The 18,789-nt window shown below is 58.2% G+C and carries 14 protein-coding genes; 3 read left to right on the plus strand and 11 right to left on the minus strand.

Going from position 1 to position 18,789, the window contains the following annotated elements; translation table 11 throughout:
• Positions 1-54 precede the first annotated feature (54 nt).
• Both CO676_RS11470 and CO676_RS11475 read right to left on the minus strand, forming a co-directional pair.
• Entirely contained in the window at positions 55-2,178 is a 2,124-nt protein-coding gene (locus CO676_RS11470) for a mechanosensitive ion channel family protein (RefSeq protein ID WP_097521101.1), read from the minus strand.
• A gap of 152 nt (positions 2,179-2,330) precedes the next feature.
• Positions 2,331-3,509: a glycosyltransferase family 4 protein gene (locus tag CO676_RS11475; protein WP_097521103.1), complete on the minus strand. Its 1,179-nt coding sequence runs from the start codon at positions 3,507-3,509 to the stop codon at positions 2,331-2,333.
• A 734-nt stretch (positions 3,510-4,243) separates the two neighbouring features.
• Here CO676_RS11475 and CO676_RS11485 point away from each other — a divergent pair.
• Positions 4,244-5,410, plus strand: a complete 1,167-nt coding sequence (locus CO676_RS11485) for a hypothetical protein (protein ID WP_097521105.1) — start codon at positions 4,244-4,246, stop codon at positions 5,408-5,410.
• Here CO676_RS11485 and CO676_RS11490 read toward each other — a convergent pair.
• The 4 genes from CO676_RS11490 to CO676_RS11505 all read right to left on the minus strand — a co-directional run bounded on the left by CO676_RS11490 (position 5,407) and on the right by CO676_RS11505 (position 9,477).
• Positions 5,407-6,624, minus strand: coding sequence for a DegT/DnrJ/EryC1/StrS aminotransferase family protein (locus CO676_RS11490; protein WP_097521107.1), 1,218 nt, complete (start codon positions 6,622-6,624; stop codon positions 5,407-5,409). The genes CO676_RS11485 and CO676_RS11490 overlap by 4 nt on opposite strands.
• A 95-nt stretch (positions 6,625-6,719) precedes the next feature.
• A complete protein-coding gene (locus CO676_RS11495) occupies positions 6,720-7,406 on the minus strand; it encodes a PIG-L deacetylase family protein (protein WP_097521242.1) in 687 nt (228 codons plus the stop codon).
• A 73-nt stretch (positions 7,407-7,479) separates the two neighbouring features.
• Positions 7,480-8,169, minus strand: a complete 690-nt coding sequence (locus CO676_RS11500; protein ID WP_179875456.1) for a sugar transferase — start codon at positions 8,167-8,169, stop codon at positions 7,480-7,482.
• 54 nt (positions 8,170-8,223) lie between these two features.
• Positions 8,224-9,477, minus strand: coding sequence for a polysaccharide biosynthesis/export family protein (locus tag CO676_RS11505; RefSeq protein ID WP_097521111.1), 1,254 nt, complete (start codon positions 9,475-9,477; stop codon positions 8,224-8,226).
• A gap of 292 nt (positions 9,478-9,769) precedes the next feature.
• Here CO676_RS11505 and CO676_RS11510 point away from each other — a divergent pair, with 292 nt between their 5' ends.
• A complete protein-coding gene (locus tag CO676_RS11510) occupies positions 9,770-11,107 on the plus strand; it encodes a lipopolysaccharide biosynthesis protein (RefSeq protein WP_097521113.1) in 1,338 nt (445 codons plus the stop codon).
• Between the two features lie 39 nt (positions 11,108-11,146).
• Entirely contained in the window at positions 11,147-11,986 is an 840-nt protein-coding gene (locus tag CO676_RS11515) for a sulfotransferase (RefSeq protein ID WP_097521115.1), read from the plus strand.
• 129 nt (positions 11,987-12,115) lie between these two features.
• On the opposite strand, the gene CO676_RS11520 is transcribed toward CO676_RS11515, so the two are convergent.
• From CO676_RS11520 to CO676_RS11540, 5 genes are all read right to left on the minus strand, one after another.
• Entirely contained in the window at positions 12,116-13,006 is an 891-nt protein-coding gene (locus tag CO676_RS11520; protein ID WP_097521116.1) for an ATP-binding protein, read from the minus strand.
• Between the two features lie 196 nt (positions 13,007-13,202).
• Positions 13,203-14,684: a pectate lyase gene (locus CO676_RS11525; RefSeq protein ID WP_097521118.1), complete on the minus strand. Its 1,482-nt coding sequence runs from the start codon at positions 14,682-14,684 to the stop codon at positions 13,203-13,205.
• Positions 14,685-14,713: 29 nt separating this feature from the next.
• Entirely contained in the window at positions 14,714-15,637 is a 924-nt protein-coding gene (locus CO676_RS11530; protein WP_097521120.1) for a sulfotransferase, read from the minus strand.
• 419 nt (positions 15,638-16,056) lie between these two features.
• Positions 16,057-17,391, minus strand: coding sequence for an O-antigen ligase family protein (locus CO676_RS11535; RefSeq protein WP_097521122.1), 1,335 nt, complete (start codon positions 17,389-17,391; stop codon positions 16,057-16,059).
• Between the two features lie 109 nt (positions 17,392-17,500).
• Positions 17,501-18,706: a glycosyltransferase family 4 protein gene (locus tag CO676_RS11540; RefSeq protein ID WP_097521124.1), complete on the minus strand. Its 1,206-nt coding sequence runs from the start codon at positions 18,704-18,706 to the stop codon at positions 17,501-17,503.
• Between the last annotated feature and the right edge of the window lie 83 nt (positions 18,707-18,789).

Consider the following 18,789-nt stretch of genomic DNA (forward strand, 5'->3'; position numbering starts at 1 on the left):
TTCCGATGTCAACACGGAGGCGATTGGCCGCGGCCGGCACACTTCCCGGGCGATCTATTCCGCGGCGGCCTCCCCTCCTTGTTGCGCAGCCAAGGCGGCTTTCTTCTTGGCGATGGCATCGCGGGTCGCGGCGGCGGCCGCGGTCGCTTGCCCCTCGTCGCCGGCCACCTGGACGGTCGGCGAGGCAAAGCTGATACCATTGGCGTCAAAGGCCTCCTTGATCATCGCCTGGGCACGCCGCCTGATCTGGGTCTGGTGACCCGGCTTGGTGGTCATGGCGAAGCTCAAGGTGATGCCGTAGTCGCCAAACTGCTCGACGCCCTTCATCTTGACGGTCTCGATGATCAGCGGCCCGAGTTCCTCATCCTCCAGGAGCGCGGCGCCTATACCCTTCACCACCTTCTTCACCTTGGCGACGTCGGCATCGTAGGAGACGTTGATCAGGAACTTGTCGATGACCCAGTCGCGGCTCATGTTCTGGACCGCACCGAGCGAGCCGAAAGGCACGGTGAACACCGGACCACGGTGGTGGCGCAGCTTCACGGAGCGGATGCTGAAGGATTCGACTGTCCCCATGTAGCTGCCGCTCTGGATGTATTCGCCGACCCGGAAGGCATCGTCCATCATGTAGAACACGCCGCTGAGGATGTCCTTGACGAGCGTCTGCGAGCCGAAGCCTATGGCGACGCCGAAGACGCCCGCCCCGGCGATAAGCGGACCAACAGCGACTCCGAGGCCGGAGAGCACCATCATCCCGGCGACCACCGCAATGAAGACCGCGAGAAAATTGCGCAGGATCGGCAGCAGAGTCCGCAGCCGCATATCGCGGGCGACCTGCGCCGGATCGGCCATTTCGATGCTTGATCGTTTCAGACGGAGATTGATGAATTCCTTCACCAGTTGCCAGATGAAATCCGCCGCAAGCAGGATGACGATGCCGGCAAGCACACCGCGAAAGACGCGGTTGAAGGCATCGTCCTGCATCATCGTGCTGCCGTTGAAGCGGAAAACGACGGCGAGCCAGGCGGCGGCAAGCGCGATGATTGTGAACCGGGCACCGCGGTCGATCAGCACATTGCGCATCACCCGGATGTTGTCGGCCGCTTCGGCATCCCGCATCGTCCGCGTTGTAGCACTTACGAAGCGCAGCAGCGGCGGCAGACCGACAATATAGACGCCGACCCAGAACAGCACCTTCATGCCGGCGCTCCAGACGAACCACAGTAGAATGAGGAAGGCAACGAGCAGCGCATTGGCCAACAACCGCCGCCCGGCCGTCACGTCCGCGGCGGGCCGGCGAAGCGCCGTGTCGATTGCAATTCCTAGGATAACGAGGCCGAGTCCGGCAGCAGTCAAGTCCCGAACGTAGGCGGGGAAGGCAAGGGCCTGCATCATGTCCAAGACGGCCCACAGGACGGCGACGGAGCAGACGAACACAACAAAGCGCCCATGCCAAAACCGGGCGACATCTGGCGCAGGCAATGCGTCCGGCTGGGCCGCCTCCACCTCCTGCGTTTTCTCGTATGCAGGCTTGGCCATTGCCGCTGCGACCGCAATCAGCAAGCGGGCAGCGATCCAGGCGATCAGCAATGGTGCGACCGCTGCCTCCAGCCGTATCGGCCAGTCGGCCAGGACGAAAGCGGCGATCGCTGCGATCGCGAAGGCGATGAGCGGCGCGATGCGAAACAGGGCAGCCAGGCCGTGTCCCGACGTCGCGTCGCTTCGGCTTGCACTGCGGCGCAGGAGGTAGCGCAGCAGGAATTCGGCGCCATAGCCGACCAGGAGCACGAAGCCGAAACCGCGCAGGATCGGCATCGCGCCCTGGTTCTGCATCTCGGCCGCAATACGCTCTCTTGCCGCCATCCACTCGGGAGCCAGTCGCGGGGCGGCTTCGCGCATGCCGCCGAGATGTCGCCTGATTTGCGCGACCCATTGCGAGGCAACACCGCTTGGCGGCGTGGCAACCGCCGGCGGCGACGTGGTCTGCTTGGCGGCCAGCCATTGACGCACCTCTGGGTCGTCCATCAGCTCGATCAACTGCTGGACCTTGGCCGGCGGCGCCGTCGTCGGGGCCTCCTGCGCAGCCAGGGGAGCGTCGAAACCACCAGCCAGTTGAAGAACGAGGGCGAACAGGGCGAGGACTGCGCCTTGCCCACCAAGCCTGAACGTCGAACTCATGCAAGCGCCCCCCATGAACGCACTGAACCATCGCGCAATGCCAGTTATATCAAATATTTGCGGCATAGGTCAGGTCGGTAACCCGGTTCAGACGCGAAGCGCCGGTTCCGCAAACGCGGCGCCAAGTAACAGATACGAATAGAATGCCCCGATTAGCCAGCGTTATCAGGCATCTGCAAGTGCATCTTCGACGTCTGCTTCAACACGCATGAGGCTAGCACATCCCATTCGGCAAGTATCTGCTCGGGCATGTACCTTTGGGCGCTCGCCGCAGCCCTCGCCCCCAGTTCTTCCCTAAGCCCACGATCGGCAAGTATCCTGTCGAGTGCCTTCGCAAGGGCTTCGACATCCCCCCTCGGCACCAGTATGCCGTCGCTCTCGTGCGTTATCATAACCCGAGGTCCCCAATCGCATTCGAAGGAAACAACAGGCAAGCCAGCAGCCATGGCTTCCAGCAAGACGATTCCCCATCCCTCGTAACGCGAGGACAGGACAAACGCATCAGCGGTTTCAATCCAAAGCCCAGGTCGTTCGGTGATCCCAGGCATGTCTACTCGTTTCTGCAATCCGAGCGCGTCGCGCAATGCCTCGAGACTGCGCCGTTCATCGCCCTCCCCCCAGATTACCAACTGCCATTCGGGATGAGCGTCGGCGATCTTGGAGAAGGCTTCCAGCAAGAGGTCGAAGCCCTTCTGGTGGGTTAATCGGCCGACCGCCGCCAGAATGCTCTTTCCACGTCTATTTCGCCAATCCCGCGGCAAATCGACCGGATTCGCGATAATCCATCCATTTCGGCGAATGTTCGATGGAAAATGATCCAGGGCCCCCTGGGTCATCGTGACCAGAGCGAATGCTCGAGGGTAGAGACTTGTCTGAAGCCACCTCCAAAGCGGCCCGAAAGGCTGCGAAGCCGGATTATTGCGCTCGGAGACGATCACCGGAACCGTAAAGCCGATCGTCGCCAGGAGCGTCAAGACATTCGTTCGCGTCAGAAAACTTAAGACGAAATCCGGCCGAGACCGTCGAATGGCGGACCGCAAGCGTCCAACTCGCTGAAGCACAAGGAAAGCCGACCGCAGCTTCGAGGCTCTACGCGGCGGCACACCCAGACGGACAATGGCAATCTCGGGATCAAAATCGTAATAAGCTTGCGCATCCAATGGCTCCAGCGTGATGAGCGTCACCGTGCAGCCGATGCTGTTCCAGTGGTTAGCGACGAGATTTACGACGTGCTCGGTACCGCCCGCGCCCAAGGCCGGAACGATGATCGTTATCCTTGCCCCCGCGATCTCCGGCAACCCGGACGCCCGAGAATCTGCACGCTTGTCCATCCCGAAGTGCCCTCCCACCGTTCTCCAGTGATCGGAGCGAAGACCGCACCTTCAGCTCCCGTTGACCGCCAAGCGGATCCGCAGGGTTGCCGGCGCCATGGCCCTGCGCGCGCCTCTCGGCGCAATGGCAAGTGCGTTGTCGACAGAATGCGAAGTTTTCGTGTGATAATCAACTTGAAGACCTGATTTTCCTAAAGCTGTGCCAGCGGGACTGCATTGGGAGAGACGCAAAATCAGTCCTCAAAGCTGTGCCCAGAACCTCGCATGCTGAGTGTTTCTACTGGTTGAGGCACTAAACACATGGTAGAAACTATAAGTGCAATGAATTCCCAATAAACACGCACTTGTATTGCTCGACAGCACGACAATATTGCATTCCTTGGGGACGACGAGAATTTTTGCTCAGGGCTTGGAGGCGGCATGTGTCGGCGAAGTATTTGCTCAGACTGGTAAACCGCTTCATCGACCTTTCTGATATCCGCAGGCATCTGGCGGGGTAATATGGCCTGTTCGGCTTCCCCCACCGCGTGCTGGCAGACACCGGGAAGCCGTAGCCGGCCCGCGGTAAACAGCCAGCCGGATCGCAATGCTACTGCATGTTTCCTTAAATCCTAGTCGATTTAAGGATGAAAGCATGCAGCATTTCAAAGTGCTACAGCGCCCTTCGTGCCTCTGAAAAGACGCCCGGCGCTGTGGGGGATCTCGTCTGATCGTGCGGAGAGATGAGAGGGCACATGAAAAATCTGATCGCACTGTTGGTCTCAGTGACACTGGCTCTCGGCGCCGGGGAAGCCATGCTGCGCATGTTTACGCCTTTTCCCGTCGGCACGCAGTCGCATCGGAGTATCGACGAGAAGTATGGCTATCGCCTCGATCCTGCTCTTGGCGACGTCGATGAGGAGGGCTTCCGGAATCCGGCTGGCGCACATCATGGCTTACAAGTCGCGGCGGTTGGCGACTCGATGACATACGGCAACAACGTCGAGCGGGCTAACGCTTGGCCGGCGGCCTTCGAGGCAATCACAGGCGAGCCGACCTACAACTTTGGAGTTGGTAGCTACGGTATTTACACTTACCACGCGATCGTTCTTGATGCGCTGGCTGCTGGCGCGAAAGGAGCTATTGTCGCCGTTTTCCCTGGCAACGACTTCGCAATAGTATTTTCCGCTTGCGATATAATGGACGCGCGTTCTGGCTTCTGGCTTGCGGAGCAGGAGCGGCTCCAGTTGCTAGCCCTCACCGGTCCGGGCGAAGGCCATTCGCAATGCACCAAGGCGCGATCGACAAGCCTCAAGACGAAGCTCTTCGAGAATGTCGCAATTCTGAGCGCCTATCAATACGTGATAAAGGACCGCGCGAAGAGCTTGTACGCTCGCCTTTTCGCAACCAGAGATCGTGAACGATCCGAATACTATGTATTTCCGGACGGATGTCCCTCGGTGTCGAGGCGGTATGTCGACGAAGCTGGTCGAATGGCCGATCTGAACTCGCCCGAGATCGCTGCAATGTTTGCGGATTTTGAACGCTTTGCGGCCGATTGGGCTAAACGGGGGGCTGGCCGGGTCGGGCTCTTGGTCCTTCCGACAAAAGAGCGTGTGATCTTCGAACACTTGCGTCGCCGTGGCCAACTTGCAACCGCCGACCCTGGTTTTATCGGCAGCGTTGAACGTCAGATTGCGCTTGAGGAGAAAATCCGGGAGATCGCCCACCGACTTGGTTTGCCGTATCGCAGCGCGGTTGCTGAAACTGCCGACGCGCTGCAGGAGGCTATCCTGGCCGGCCAACGCTTTTATCCGGACAGCGATGGCCATCCGTTTGAATCCGGTTATGAAGCTTTCGCAAGAACCGCCTCGTCGCTGTGGGATGAGATGAAGGCGGCGACTTCCGAGACGCGCCATTAGTTTCGAGGTTGTTGTTCCTCTTGCGAAACTATGACGTTCGACGGCGCGCTTCTCGTTGAGCTGGCGCTTGCCATGAGCTCACGGAGAACCTGTGCAGCCCTCCCCACCGCAGCCGTGTCAAGAGCGGGATCGACGAGGAATGCGAGGCTCGTCTCTCCGAGCTCCCGCGCGTTCGGCAATCTCTCAACTGGCCCCATGTTTAAGCCCACAAATGCCTTCTCGAGGTAAATCTCCGAGCAGCTGCCGCTGAAGCAGGCGACCCCGGCATTGTTAATCTCCGCGACGATCCGGTCTCTGTTCCATCCGGGCCTCAGAAGCTCCGGCTTCAAGAAGGTGTAGAACCGATACCAAGCATGCCGGGCACCACGCGGAGGAAGGGGCGTACGCAGAGCCTCGATCTCCTTGGCGGCCTTGGCGAGGATGGCAGCATTGTGCGCCCTGATGCTGCGCCATTGCTCGAGGCGCAGCATTTGTCGCGATCCCAATACCGCCTGGATAGATGTCATGCGCCAGTTCGTCCCAATTGATTCGTGCAGCCAGCGGAACCCGGGCGGGTGCTTTCTGTTGTAAACGGCATCGAAAGACTTGCCGTGGTCCTTGCGGCTCCAGGCCTTCTTCCACAGCTCGTCATCGTTCATCGCAACGAGCCCGCCCTCGCCTCCGGTGGTAATGATCTTGTCCTGACAGAAGGAGAAGACCGCGATGTCAGCGAAGCTGCCGACCGGCCGACCGTCTAGTTCGGCCCCGTGCGCCTGGGCGCAGTCCTCGATCACCCACAGCCCATTTTCGCGCGCGAATGCCATGATCGCCGGCATGTCGCAGGGCCACCCGGCAAGATGGACGGCGATAATGCCCTTGGTCTTCGGCGTCAGCCTCGCACTGATAGTTTCCACGGTGATGTTCTGGCTATCGCGATTAACATCGGCAAAAACCGCGACCCCGCCCGCCATCGGCACCGTTGAGGCCGAGGCGATGAAGCTTCGTGGGGTAACAATCACCTCGTCGCCCGGCCGAAGCCCGAGCGCATACAGAGCCAGGTCCAGCGCCACCGTTCCGTTCGCCACGGCCACCGCGTGTTTCACGCCAAGAAAGCGCTCGTAAAGCTCCTCGAAGTTGCGGACATGGGGTCCCGTCCACGCATTCACCTCGCCCGATCGAAGAACCGAGACGACGTCCTCGATCTGCTCCTCGTCGTAAATCGGCCAGCGCCCCATGGATCCCTCCAGCTCCGTGTTTCATCCGCCTCCGGCCGAGCCGAAAGAGTGCATCGAATATACAACGGACAACGCCGCGGTCGGTGGTCCCCAACTCAAACGACGTGTCGAACCAGAACAAACGCTTCGGCCGCGGGGAGCATCACCGTCGCCCCACGCAAAGTGGCAAGCGCACGCAAGCTCGCTATGGAACGCTCGTGCGGTGGTTCGCGTAGCTGCGATGCAAACAGCTGCATTGCCTTGACCTTCGCCTCGAGATGCTCGGTGATGTCGACGAAAAAATTCGGCAGAAATCCCGGGGACAGGTACGGCGCATTCCAATTCGTTTCCGAAAGCGTTTCATAGGCGAGGATCAGCTTCGGAAACCCCGCCTGGTGCGGTCGACACGCAACCAGCGCCGAGGTGAAGGTCAGCTGATGATCCATATGTATGTCGCCTACAAAGGGAACGAGCACGGTTTGCGGGCGCAGACGCCGCACAAGGTCAAGCAGCGCACTGTTGACCGACGCGTGCGCGGTTTCCGCAAGCTGTGCGGCAGGCAGACGCAGCCAAAGGGTTTCCCGCACCCCCAAGGCCCGGTGCGCCTCCTTCGCCTCGGCCTGCGTCTTGGCGATAGTCGCGGCGTCGAAAGCCGGCGGCTTTCCCTCGGTTACGATCGCGACGAAGACCTCCTCGCCCCCCGAAGCCAGCTTCGCGATTGTCCCGCCGGCGCCTAGCACCTCATCATCAGGGTGCGGAGCGACGACCAAAGTGCGTCCAAAAGGGAAATGCGAACCGTCCACGGAAATCTCCACAAGACCTTGCCGCCACCCGCGCCGAGACGCGGGCTTTTCGCCGAAACTGCTACCTGGCTTGCTATCGCATCTTCATTCGCGGCTGCTGACCGCAAGAATGACGCAAAAGAAAATCCTTCGCAATTTTTAGGCGTACTTCGTTGATGCGCTCGCCGAGCGCGATTGTCTTCAGTGTCAGCAGGAGAATTCGCACGTCGAGCCAAGGACTAGCGTGCGCGACATACCAGAGGTCAAGCGCGATCTTCTCCTCGTCCGATAGCAACGTATTGCCGTTCACCTGCGCCCAGCCCGTCATGCCGGGAGCGACCAGTGAGCGCAGGCGGCCAAGGTCACCGAAGCTTACAACCGTCGCCAACGGAAGCGGGCGCGGGCCCACGATCGACATGTCGCCTGCCAACACGGAAAGGAGTTGTGGCAGCTCATCGAAGCGAAGTCTGCGCAGCAGCGAGGTCGCGGCGGTCTGTCGCATTTGGTCCTGCAACAATGCGCCGTCCGGACCGCGCGCGTCCGTCATCGTGCGAAACTTGGCGACCGTGAATACCCGCATGCCCGAACCGGCGCGTGACTGGGTGAAGAACAACGGCGAGCCAAGGCTCACCCAAACGACGATCGCCGTTACCGCCATCAGCGGTAGGCAGAGGACGACAAGCATTCCGCCAAGCGCACACTCGAGAACGCGCTTGAGACGGTACGATCCCGACGAGGCAGGCAAACCAAAAGCGAAGACTGCATGCTCTCGATTGGGCTTCACTTCAATGGCCCTCGGCGCGTGGAGCGTGTTCTCAAATATACTTGCCTGCGAACGTTACATTCCGGCGATACTCACGACGACGACGTCGCCCGGCAGCAATTCTGTGACGAGGGACGCCTGAAGGCTGGTCGGCTTGCCGCCAACTGCGTTTCGACGGATCTCATAGGCATAGGAGATTTGATTTTTCTTCGATTCATCCCGAGCCACCGCGGCCATGAGGAGGATCTGCTCTTCAGCGGAGCGTTGCTCCGAAATCAGTTTCTTGATGGCAATTTCACGCTCTTGGAGCTGGGTCAGAATATCCTTCTTTCTGTCAGCTGCGAGCTTTGCCAGTTGCAATTTCAGCTCACTCACCTCCTGGCGCGTACGTGCAAGGGTCGCAAAGGTTTCCAGGAGTTGGGCCTTTTCCGTTGCCGCGCTGTTCTCCGCGCGAGAGAGCTCGCTTTCGGTGTTCAGCCCGCGCTGCCGGAGCGCGCCGACGCGCGCCACATCGTCAACGCTGTTACTCACTATATCCTTTTGCTGCTGCACGAGCTCGTTCAGTATCTCTATCCCACCCTCGACTTGGGCAATCCCTTCCGTGAGAATTTGCGCTTGCGATCTATAGGCGGCGAGATCCTCCTTTAGGATCTTCTCCTCAAGCTCGATGACGCCCTCAAACGGCAATTCCTCGACATGCGTGCGGGCGACCTCCGGGACGTCGTTCAGGTCGACCTTCTCGCTGGATTTCAACTGCGCCGCAAGTCTCGCCGCATAGATGGCCTCGTGAACGATTTCGGTTTTTGCGGACTCGATCTCCCCACGCAGGCGGGCGCGTACAAGGAGCCGGTCGGACGCGTTGGCCGCGACAACCTGCATACCGCCCGCGAGGCCGATGGCCTGCTCTACCGTTAGGCCGCTATAGAAGGGAAACGAACCGGGACTCCTGACCTCACCGAGGACGAAAATTGGCCGGAAGGTCGAGATATTGAGAGACAGCTTTGGATCGACGAGGATGTCGCGTCTCCGGTACTCGCTGCCAAGCTTTTCCAAGGCCTCCGTTATCGTGAGCCCCACGAGATTGACCCCACCGATAAGGGGGAACTCTGCTTCGCCGTTGCCCGAAATGGTCGCGGTGACTGGCAGCTCGGCATCGTCGAGGAAGTCGAAGGTCAGAACATCTCCCGTGTTGAGCCGATATTCACTGGCAAACGCACGCGGCGTCGGGCCTAGCAAGAGTCCGACCACCAGCAGCACGATCGCCAAAATATACGCGCCCCAAACCCGTAGGGACAAGCTCGTGGCCGTCAGCGGAGGTAATGTCCCCATCGCAACCGCCCTCCAAAAAGCAACAAAGAAAAGGCTATCAAAATATCTTGCGCGACTATATTCTCCCTCATACTGTCTCGTCAAAGGATTTTAGTTGTTTATTGCGCCGGCGACCGGCAAGGCGACTTTCCTGGACGCTCAAACACGACTGCGCCTAGGGGCTGCGCGGGTGTCCTGCCCTGCGGTGTCGGGCTCACTCCTGATAGATTTATAGGGGCACCAGCCGCGTGCCACGGCCGAAGGGCGGCGCTTTTTTTGATCCGGCGGCCTCGTTAGAGGCAGGAGGTCTCGTTTGGCGATTCGAGAAAAGCTGGCCAAATATTTCAACCGCCTCCGCAAGATACTCGCTCAGGAAAAAGGCCTGAAAGGCCGTCTGGGAAATATACGGCATCTCCTCACAGGGAATGCGCTTACCTCTCTGCTAGGCCTCGTTGGATTCGCCCTGACAGCCAGGGCGCTTGGTCCGTCTGAGTATGGCGTCTTGGCGCTTTGCTTCACGTACACGAGCGCCATAGAGCGGATCGTGAACTTTCAGTCCTGGCAGCCACTGATCAAATTCGGCGCGCAATCGAAGAGCACGGAAACGCTCGCTTCGTTGTTCAAGTTCGGCCTTGTGCTTGACATTTCCGCAGCGGCGACCGGATGCGTGATTGCCGTGGCGCTCGTGTGGGCCTTCGGTCCCTCGCTCGGGATCTCGCCCGAGATGTCCGGACTCGTCACCCTGTTTTGTGCCATTCTGCCGTTTCAGATCTCCGGCATGCCGATTGCCGTGCTGCGCCTGTTCGGGAAGTTTCGATCAATCGCCTATGGCCAGGTCGCTACGAGCATTTTCCGCGCGGGATTGTGCGCAATCGGGTTTGCCTTCGGCGCTACTTTGCAGGAATTTGTCCTGATATGGATGGTGGCCCACATCTTCGGCTCGCTGACCATCGTCTTCCTTTCGCTTGCGGAGTTGCGAAGACAAGGAATGTTGGCGAGCATGCTTAAGGCTTCTGTTCGCGGTATCACCGCTCATTTTCCAGGTCTCTGGAAATTCGCGATCTCGACGAACCTGTCATTGACCCTGCGTTCGAGTGCCAACCAGCTCGACACGCTTCTCGTCGGATACCTGGCCGACCCGACCGCCGCGGGTCTTTATCACATTGCTAAGCGCATTGGCCGAATGACGCTGCAAATCGGAGATCACGTGCAGGCCGTGCTCTACCCGGATTTGGCCCGGGCCTGGGCCTCGGGCGCAATTGAAGCGTTTCATCGGGCCGCCACGCAAATGCGAGTGCTTCTTCTCGGCTTCGGAATATTGCTGGTCGGCGCGGTGTATTTGGCGATCGATCCGGTGCTAAGACTAGCTGTCGGTCCGGAATTCGAGGCGGCCGGCCCGTTGGTCGTCGTTCAAACCATCGCGGCGGCTATGACGTTGTATGGTACGGTTACGCGCTCAGCGCTTCTGGCCATGGGGCGGGAGGACCGGGTTTTGAGCAGCGCGCTCGTCGCAACGATCGCATTTCATGCCACCGCGTTGACGCTGATCCCATGGGTCGGCCCAATGGGCGCAAATCTGGCTCATATCCTCATGGCCGTCATCTGGCTCTGGACGATGGCGGTGGCGTATCGGCAGACAGAGGCAAGATAGCAGAACGCTTCTCTCGAGACCTGTGACGGAGGGAAATTCATGAAATTGCACGATATCGATTTCCTGATTATCGGCGCGACCAAGAGCGCCACGACGTGGCTCCAGCAATCGCTGCAACAGCACCCCCGCATTTACATGCCGGCTCCAGAATTGCATTATTTCAGTCGTTACTATGATCGCGGAGACCAGTGGTACCTCTCGAACTTCGAAGGACCGAAGGATCGACATCTCGTCGGCGAAAAATCCAATTCCTACATGGATACAGAGGGCGCAGCTGAGCGAATAAGCCAGAAACTTCCCGACGCGATGCTGATCGCACAGCTGCGCAATCCCATCGAGCGGGCCTACTCGGACTATTGCATGCTATACCGCAGGGGCGAAGTCGGCCGCGACATCGCCCAATATCTTGACCCACGCATGGGTGCCGGCGGGCGTTTCCTGAACGGCGGCCTCTACTTTCAGCAATTGCGAGCCTATTTTGATCGGTTTCCAGCCGAGCAGATACTTGTCGTGCTTTACGAGGACATGCGAATTGACGCGTGTGCGCAGCTCGATCGCGTTCGGAAGCACATGAAGATGACGGACGATCTGCCGCTCAGGCCTCTGGAGAAGAAAGTCAAAGACAAGGCGGAGCCGACGATTAACCCGACTTTGCGCCGTCTGCTGCGCCCGTTGAAGCCTATGGTCGCGCCTTTCAGGAACAATGCCGGCTTCAAGAAAATACGGTCAATGGCCGCTGCCGAAGTGGAGTACGCGCCGCTGACCCGCGAACTGCGGGAACGCATGAGCGATTTCTACGCTACGGAGATCGAGAAGCTAGGCGCAATCGTCGGCAGGGACCTGAATGGGTGGCTGAGAAATGGGAGCGTTCAGTATTGAGCACTGCCACCAAAACGGCATGCACGCCGCCCCAGGCAGAGTCTGAACGAGAGCCGACCATGTTGACAATGCCTCTTGAGTTGAGCGTCAGTAGAGGGCCACCGAAAGCTCGCTGACGTTCTTGGCGCCTTATCGATGAACCAATGAACTCACAAAGTCATCCGCGATTGCGGGGGCGCGGAAATCCAGCACGAGCCTTTCGATCTCCGATCCCCCGCCAACGCGCTCCAATGCGGCAAACGATCCGTTCGCGTTTAGCTCAAACAGGGTGCCAGCGTTTTCCTGAGCGCGATTGGTGCGGGCGATCATGAGCAAGGCGCCGGGACCGCGGAGATAGGAGTAAATGTTCTCAATTGCGATATGAATCTGATCCGGAGAAAAGTATCCTGTATTCAGGATGTTGCCGGCGCGTACCATGTCGAACCGGCGGATAAAGCGCTCCGACCGACGCATAATGTCATCTTCAACAAATTCGATTTCACCATTGGATGGCAGTGACCGGGTAATCATTTGCACCGGCCTGCTCATACCGGCCACTATGCGCGAGCGCAGGCGAGGTCGTAGGACGCTGCGGCCAAACATGAGTGGAATAAAAGCAAGCGTCACGTAGTCCAGTCTTCGGACCCATGGACGAACTGCGATACCCCGGACGTCATACTGCAACGGCCAACCCTCCGGATCGCAGAAAACTCTAAACCCCGGAACCAGTTCGACGATGTGGGCCTCGATGAAAAGATCGGTTGCAACGATGCTGGCAGCACCTCCACAATCGGTCAGGAATCTGGCGAGCTCCACGGTCGTTAGCCCGGTGGAAACTCCCACGTCGAGAACCTCGCGAAGCGAGTTCGCGCGCTCCTCGACATATGGTCGGAACGCGACCTCCAGTTCTTGGAAGCGCGACGGTTGGGTCAACTTGAAAGTGCCGTTCCGCATTTTGAGCTTTGCGAAGAACGCAGATTCCAACGCGACGTCGGTCGAATCCATCCCCGATGAATAGAACTTGCTGGCACTCAAGATCATGGCCTATCAATCCCCATCGTAATCCAGTTAACCCAAACGAACCCGCCTCACGAATCGCTGATTACGATCATCTCGCCCTCGCCAGCGCATCGGTCTTTCAAGCCCCTGCACACCGGGCGCCTCAACACCGGTTTGGAGCGCTTTCGGTATGTTCGCTGCGCGTGCCCTTGCAGTCTCGGGCAACGAATGCAACAGCTCATTGTTGGGGCAGTTGGACGCCGTCTTCGGGATCGCCGGCCATGAAATGCAGAAACTCTTCGAGGTTTGACCACCCGTCACCATCCATGTCCTGCTGACCATCATCCGGCTTCATTGGATCGATGCCGTTCTTGGTCTCCCAATCATCTGAAATGCCGTCCATGTCCGCGTCTTGGTACGGCGTTCCAGCACCAAGATCAGGCCAGCCGCCAACGTCGCGCGGATCCGTTTTCAGCAGTCGACCGCTTCGACTCTTGATGGCCCCAATGATGCGATTGTCGACGGCATCGCGCTCGGGCTTTGTGGCACCGGCATTCGCCAGGACTTCGTCGTAGGCGACCCTGGGCACGGAAGTGCGAATCGTCGGCACCTCAAACGGTGCCTTCACAACAAACCGCCTTTGATCCTCGGCTAGAACCAAGCTGTCATCTTGGCCAGACGCAGTACGATAGGGTTCGTCATAGTTGTCCTTGACATAGATCGAGTGCCCGAGTCCGCTTTCGGTGAAAAGATGCACCATGTGGTCGTTGCGCAACTTCTGACCTGCGATCTTGTAATTGCCGACGACATTGGCCTGAATATGCGTCCATTCATCGCCAAAGCTTACGACGTATTGCCACGCTGGCGAGAAGAAAACATTGTTCACGACATCCGCGACCGCGCCGGGGGTTTTCATTTTTATCTGCGGATTTCTGAACCTGCCGAACGCAAAGAGCGAGTGGTGCACCGAAACGTTGCCGCCCTTGGTGAACAGCATGTTGCGTGCACGATTCTGTTTCCCCGGGCCGCCTTTCAACAGCGGCTCACTGGCAATTCCCCATTGCCAGGTGAAATTTCTGGCATCTTCTGAATCTATCGTCTCGTCCGATCCCCAGCTGGCGGAGATATGATCAAGCATGATGTCTCTTGCCGCCTCGGAGTACATCCCGAGACCGCCAGAACAACAAGCCTTGCGCGCATGCGGCCCTGGACGGAGGCGAATGTGCCTGATGATCACGTCGTTGGTCCAAATTTCGATTGAAGGTCGAATTTGTGTCTCACCGTTCCGGATCGCGACGCCGCCGCCCGGGGCCGTCTCCCCGGCAATGGTTAAGAACGGATTTCGGACCACGAGCGATTTCTCGCGCAGTGTTATGGTACCGCCCGTGCGGAAAATGCATACGCGTGGCCCGGACGCTTCGACGCAATCACGCAGGGATCCTGGGCCCGACTCGTTCGTGTTAACGACATAGATCACCTTGCCGCCTCGGCCTCCAACGGAACCGGCGCCGAAGCCTTCGGCCGTAGGAAAGGCGCGCTGCCTGCCATCTTGAAGCTTGGGTGAAAGCGGTTCCTGTACTGCCGTTGCAGCCTCGGCCTCCCGCACAGGCCCGGTCCACAATCCAAGGAGTAGTCCTGCCAGCATCAGCGGAGCCACGACAAAGTCGGGGCTGTGCCAGTGTCGGGATCTTCGCGAAACAGTTGAACGCGTAGCCAGCATAAGTTTTCCCTCGCTCTTGCGGGCGATGCTTAAAGATAGCCGTAGCGTCTGAGCATCCAGCCGCACAACCGCTCGAAGGAGACCTGCTGACCGGCCGGCATCCGGGTCCGCCACGACTCGTCTCTCGTGAGTGCGACAGATCCCGCCATCCGCAGCCGGTTCCCTGCGACTTGGTGCCCGGGACCGACAGAATCGCCATTCTGCAGAGAAGAGCCGATTTGGTGGAGGTCAAGCTCGAGAAACACCCCGATTTGCTGCATGGTAGCGACGGGGTCTGACACGAAATCCTCATACCTCACACGCAGTACTTTATCAGGGCCCAGTTTTCGCGAGAGATACTCGACCGCGAGATTGACTATGCTCCACCGCAACGCCGTTCTAAACACCGATTTTGGCCGGATCTCCTTTTGCAGTCCCGAGTTCGCGTCACGCGCATAGGGTTTCAGCAATGACCAGGCCACTCCGCGCCCATCACGCACCATGTGGATGACACGCATGTCTATTCCCGGTATTTGCGCAAGCGCCATCGCCCTTCCTGGCAATTTCGAAGAATCGACGATTACTTGTTTACCGGAACAGGAGAGCATCATGTTCATCAGACGCTCTGTGTGAAGGGCATACGGTGCAAATTGCTTTCCCAGACCCAGCCCGGAGAACACTTTTGCAAGTACGGACAGGCCCTCGAATTTTGCTTGAAGGGCGCAATACTCTGACATAAGTCTCGAGTCCGAATTCGCAAACCATTCTTGGCAAACGGTGCTCCAGAAACTGCAGTCCCGAATAGGATTGCCGCATGCACAATATTCGTTGTGACGCCAAACATGCCGTGTGAGCGACGTTATCTCACCCGCCCCTAACACGGCATCGTGCTGGCCCAACGCAATATCGAGTATGGTGGTCCCGCTGCGTCCATAACCTGCGATGTAAGCAATACGAGCGGGTTGCGAGGTCATTATTACAGCCCTTCATATGAGACCGCTTGAGCTTGCCTTCAATTCTACTTGCGCGCATCAAGCCCGGCTGCGCACGCCCCACCAGCAGGCGGGGTCGACTTCAATCTTGTTGCCACGGGCGCCATCACTAGAAGGGTCGGCACGAAATAGCCGCAACCTCACTAGCAATCGGACCCGAGCCGCGTGGACCAGCCCCGTCCAACTTCCTGCTGGGAATGTCTGCTCTCGTTCGACAAAACAAATGAAAGAAAGAAAGAATGATAGTGCATGTACGCCTGATTAGCAATCCGATGAGCTTTACTGTCGTTCAGCCTTGAACGCGCTTCTTTTTTTAAATATTCTTCAACTATTTATTCCACGTGGAGGCATTCCAGCCATGTTAACCACTACCCCTTCCTCAACGCGGTGACACAATAAACTTAGCGGCGCTTGAGCGACAAAGCCTTCGGGCTCAAATTCGCCCGAGGAAGGTCTGCTGCCTGCCGGAGTTGCGCGAGGCCGAGTCCGCAGCACAAGAAAATTGGGATTGTCCAATACCGCGCGTACATATGCGGATTGAATAAAGCGATCGTAAGAAAAACGACGATGGTCGTAATCATCGCTGCCAGTACCCTCTTATCTCCTCCAGCCTTTCTGAGCATAAATCCATGCAGCATGCCGACTGCTGAAAACATGATCCAGCCCATGAGCGCAAGCAGTCCGCCTTCGACCCAGAGGAGAAGATAAAGATTGTGAACGGGAGCAGTTTGTACACTCCTCTCTCGGAACTGGTCTGCGCCCAATCCCACAAACGCAATTTGCTCCTCGGATATCAAATCGAGTGCTTCCTCGATAAGTGCGGCTCTCGAAACGAAAGTTCCCGCTTCAGATATGTCGCCAGAGGAAAGCGCGCCCAAGACACGCGTTTGAAATGTCTTGGGCAGCAGGTCCTTGCTTCCAAATCCCGCCACAACCGCAGCCAGTATGCCGGCGGCAAGCGCCAAACGTAACAACAGCTTAGGCGTGGAAAGGAACGCCGTGAAGACAGCCAAGCAAAGCAACGTTACGAACAAACCGCTATTCGAGCTGGTGAGTATCACCGTACCTATAAATACCGCTATTACCGGTAAAACGACGTATGACTTGATCCGGCCTGTCGCCCACAAAAAGAGCGGAATTGGCAGCGTCAATGCATTCATTGCCGCAGCTAAGTTCGGGTTTCGAAGGAGTGTGGCCAAACGCCGTCCCCCGGTTACGACGCCCTTTCCCTCCCCAGGCACATAGCCAATCGCGTAGAACGTAATGATACCGTGAATATCGATGAGAACCATGCTGACTAGGAAAATGGCGGCCAGACGATACGCTACCTTAGGTTCATCTCGGATCAGAATGAACATTAGTAATATGTAGGCGAACAAATACTGTGCTGTCACGATCAGCCCCCGTTCGGGACTGTTGTGCAAGAGGCTGCCAATCATTAGCCCGACGAACAAGAGCATGAACGCGATAAGCCAAAGTGGCGTTGCTTCGCCGAGCGGCTTACTTCCAATCCGTCCAGTCATAAAAAGAAGAGAAAAACTAAGACAGAAAAAGAAATCGCTGAGCGTAAAGAACAGTTCGGAAAACCGCAATGTCGCATAGGGCGCTAAAAACACGCCCGTGTATAGGACAGCACGCTCGACTGCAGGCAAGGCCAGTGTGCGCAGATGGCTGTCAGAATGACTGTGAGGTGTCGTTTTTTTGCCGATTTCTGACACTGTCGTTTCGCGCCGCATATCGCAACTCCGTCACCGGGTCTGGGCCTGCACTCGGTCAGCACCCCTACTGCATGCTTCCTTAAATCGCAGCCGATTTAAGGATAAAAACATGTAGCAATTCAAAGTGCTACAGCGATCTCTGCGCGTCTGATACGACGCGCGGCGCTGTGGTATCGCCCGTGCGCAGTAGATCTTCGTAGACCGCCGTGATTGCGTGCACGTGGCGCTCGATGCTGAAGCGGGCGCGTGCTTCGTTACGAGCCATTTCCACGATGTGCGTAAGATAGCTGGAATCGCCGAACAGTTTTAAGCAAGCTCTTGCGAATTCAGCCGGGTCGTCCGGGCGCACGAGCATGCCCGTTTCGCCGTCCTCTACAACTTCGGGATTGCCACCTGAGTCTGCGGCGATGACCGGCGTTCCGAGCAGCATTGCTTCGACTAGCGTCCTTCCGAGCGGTTCATTCACCGCGGTTACCAGAAGGGCATCCAGCCCCGCGATCCAAGGTTCGCTCGGATAGCGGAAACCCATGAAATGAATGCGGTCGCCGACTCCGAGAGCTTGAGCGCGCGATCTTGCGGCGTCGTCAAGCCCGTTCAGAGCGTTACCCAGGAACAGCCCCGCAAATTCGACATTCGGCTCCAGCCGCTTGAGGGCCGCAAGTACCTCGACGAAAAGAATTGGCCGCTTGCGATCAACCAAGGTTCCTACATATCCGACGAGCCTTGTTTCCGGCGAGCATCCGATCGTGGCTATGATGTTTCTTCGGCTATCTCCACGCTCGACCTCTATCGCTTTCATGACGTCGAATGGACTATGAACGACACTGCATTTGGCCGCAGCGGAAAAAAACCCAGGGCGCGGCGACGCAAATTTCGAAACGGCCACGAGACGGTTCGGAAGCCAGGGCGCGATGCGCCGCAACCCGAAGGAAGTCGCGTCGCCACGGTGGTGCCAGAGGTGCTTCGATCCCGCCAGTCGCGCTGCCAGACCCCACATGAGATGTGCACGACCGTCGTTGGTGTGCACGATTGCGACGTTCCTGGCTCGCAAATATCTGACAAGCGCAGGAAGAGTTCGAGCGACATTGAGCGCTGCCGCGCCGTTGCGCGCACCGGCCCGCTCCAGGCGGTTTAAAACGGGCGCTGGTTCAAAGTCGATACCTTCTCGGCGAAACAGCTCTGCTACCGGTCCCTCAGTATCATGAAGGACAACCAAGGGCGCGAAAACCGACTTGGGGAGATTTCGTATCAGTCCGAGGGCGGACAGATGGCTTCCACCGATAAAATCCCCAATGAAAGGAAAGCACACGATCCGCTGCTCCCCGTTGCTCATGTTGAATGCTCTCCCTGGCAAACGATCGCTTCCGACCGGCGAGCTTTGCTCGATGTAAGCAACCCATCGACCAACTTTGGGAA

The sequence above is a fragment of the Sinorhizobium sp. BJ1 genome, from assembly GCF_002531555.1.
Taxonomy (GTDB): domain Bacteria; phylum Pseudomonadota; class Alphaproteobacteria; order Rhizobiales; family Rhizobiaceae; genus Sinorhizobium; species Sinorhizobium fredii_B.

Coding starts and splice junctions, on each gene's coding strand:
- CO676_RS11470 (WP_097521101.1), bottom strand. CDS start 2,178: ATGAGTTCGACGTTCAGGCTTGGTGGGCAAGGCGCAGTCCTCGCCCTG.
- CO676_RS11475 (WP_097521103.1), bottom strand. CDS start 3,509: ATGGACAAGCGTGCAGATTCTCGGGCGTCCGGGTTGCCGGAGATCGCG.
- CO676_RS11485 (WP_097521105.1), top strand. CDS start 4,244: ATGAAAAATCTGATCGCACTGTTGGTCTCAGTGACACTGGCTCTCGGC.
- CO676_RS11490 (WP_097521107.1), bottom strand. CDS start 6,624: ATGGGGCGCTGGCCGATTTACGACGAGGAGCAGATCGAGGACGTCGTC.
- CO676_RS11505 (WP_097521111.1), bottom strand. CDS start 9,477: ATGGGGACATTACCTCCGCTGACGGCCACGAGCTTGTCCCTACGGGTT.
- CO676_RS11515 (WP_097521115.1), top strand. CDS start 11,147: ATGAAATTGCACGATATCGATTTCCTGATTATCGGCGCGACCAAGAGC.
- CO676_RS11520 (WP_097521116.1), bottom strand. CDS start 13,006: ATGATCTTGAGTGCCAGCAAGTTCTATTCATCGGGGATGGATTCGACC.
- CO676_RS11525 (WP_097521118.1), bottom strand. CDS start 14,684: ATGCTGGCTACGCGTTCAACTGTTTCGCGAAGATCCCGACACTGGCAC.
- CO676_RS11530 (WP_097521120.1), bottom strand. CDS start 15,637: ATGACCTCGCAACCCGCTCGTATTGCTTACATCGCAGGTTATGGACGC.
- CO676_RS11535 (WP_097521122.1), bottom strand. CDS start 17,391: ATGCGGCGCGAAACGACAGTGTCAGAAATCGGCAAAAAAACGACACCT.
- CO676_RS11540 (WP_097521124.1), bottom strand. CDS start 18,706: ATGAGCAACGGGGAGCAGCGGATCGTGTGCTTTCCTTTCATTGGGGAT.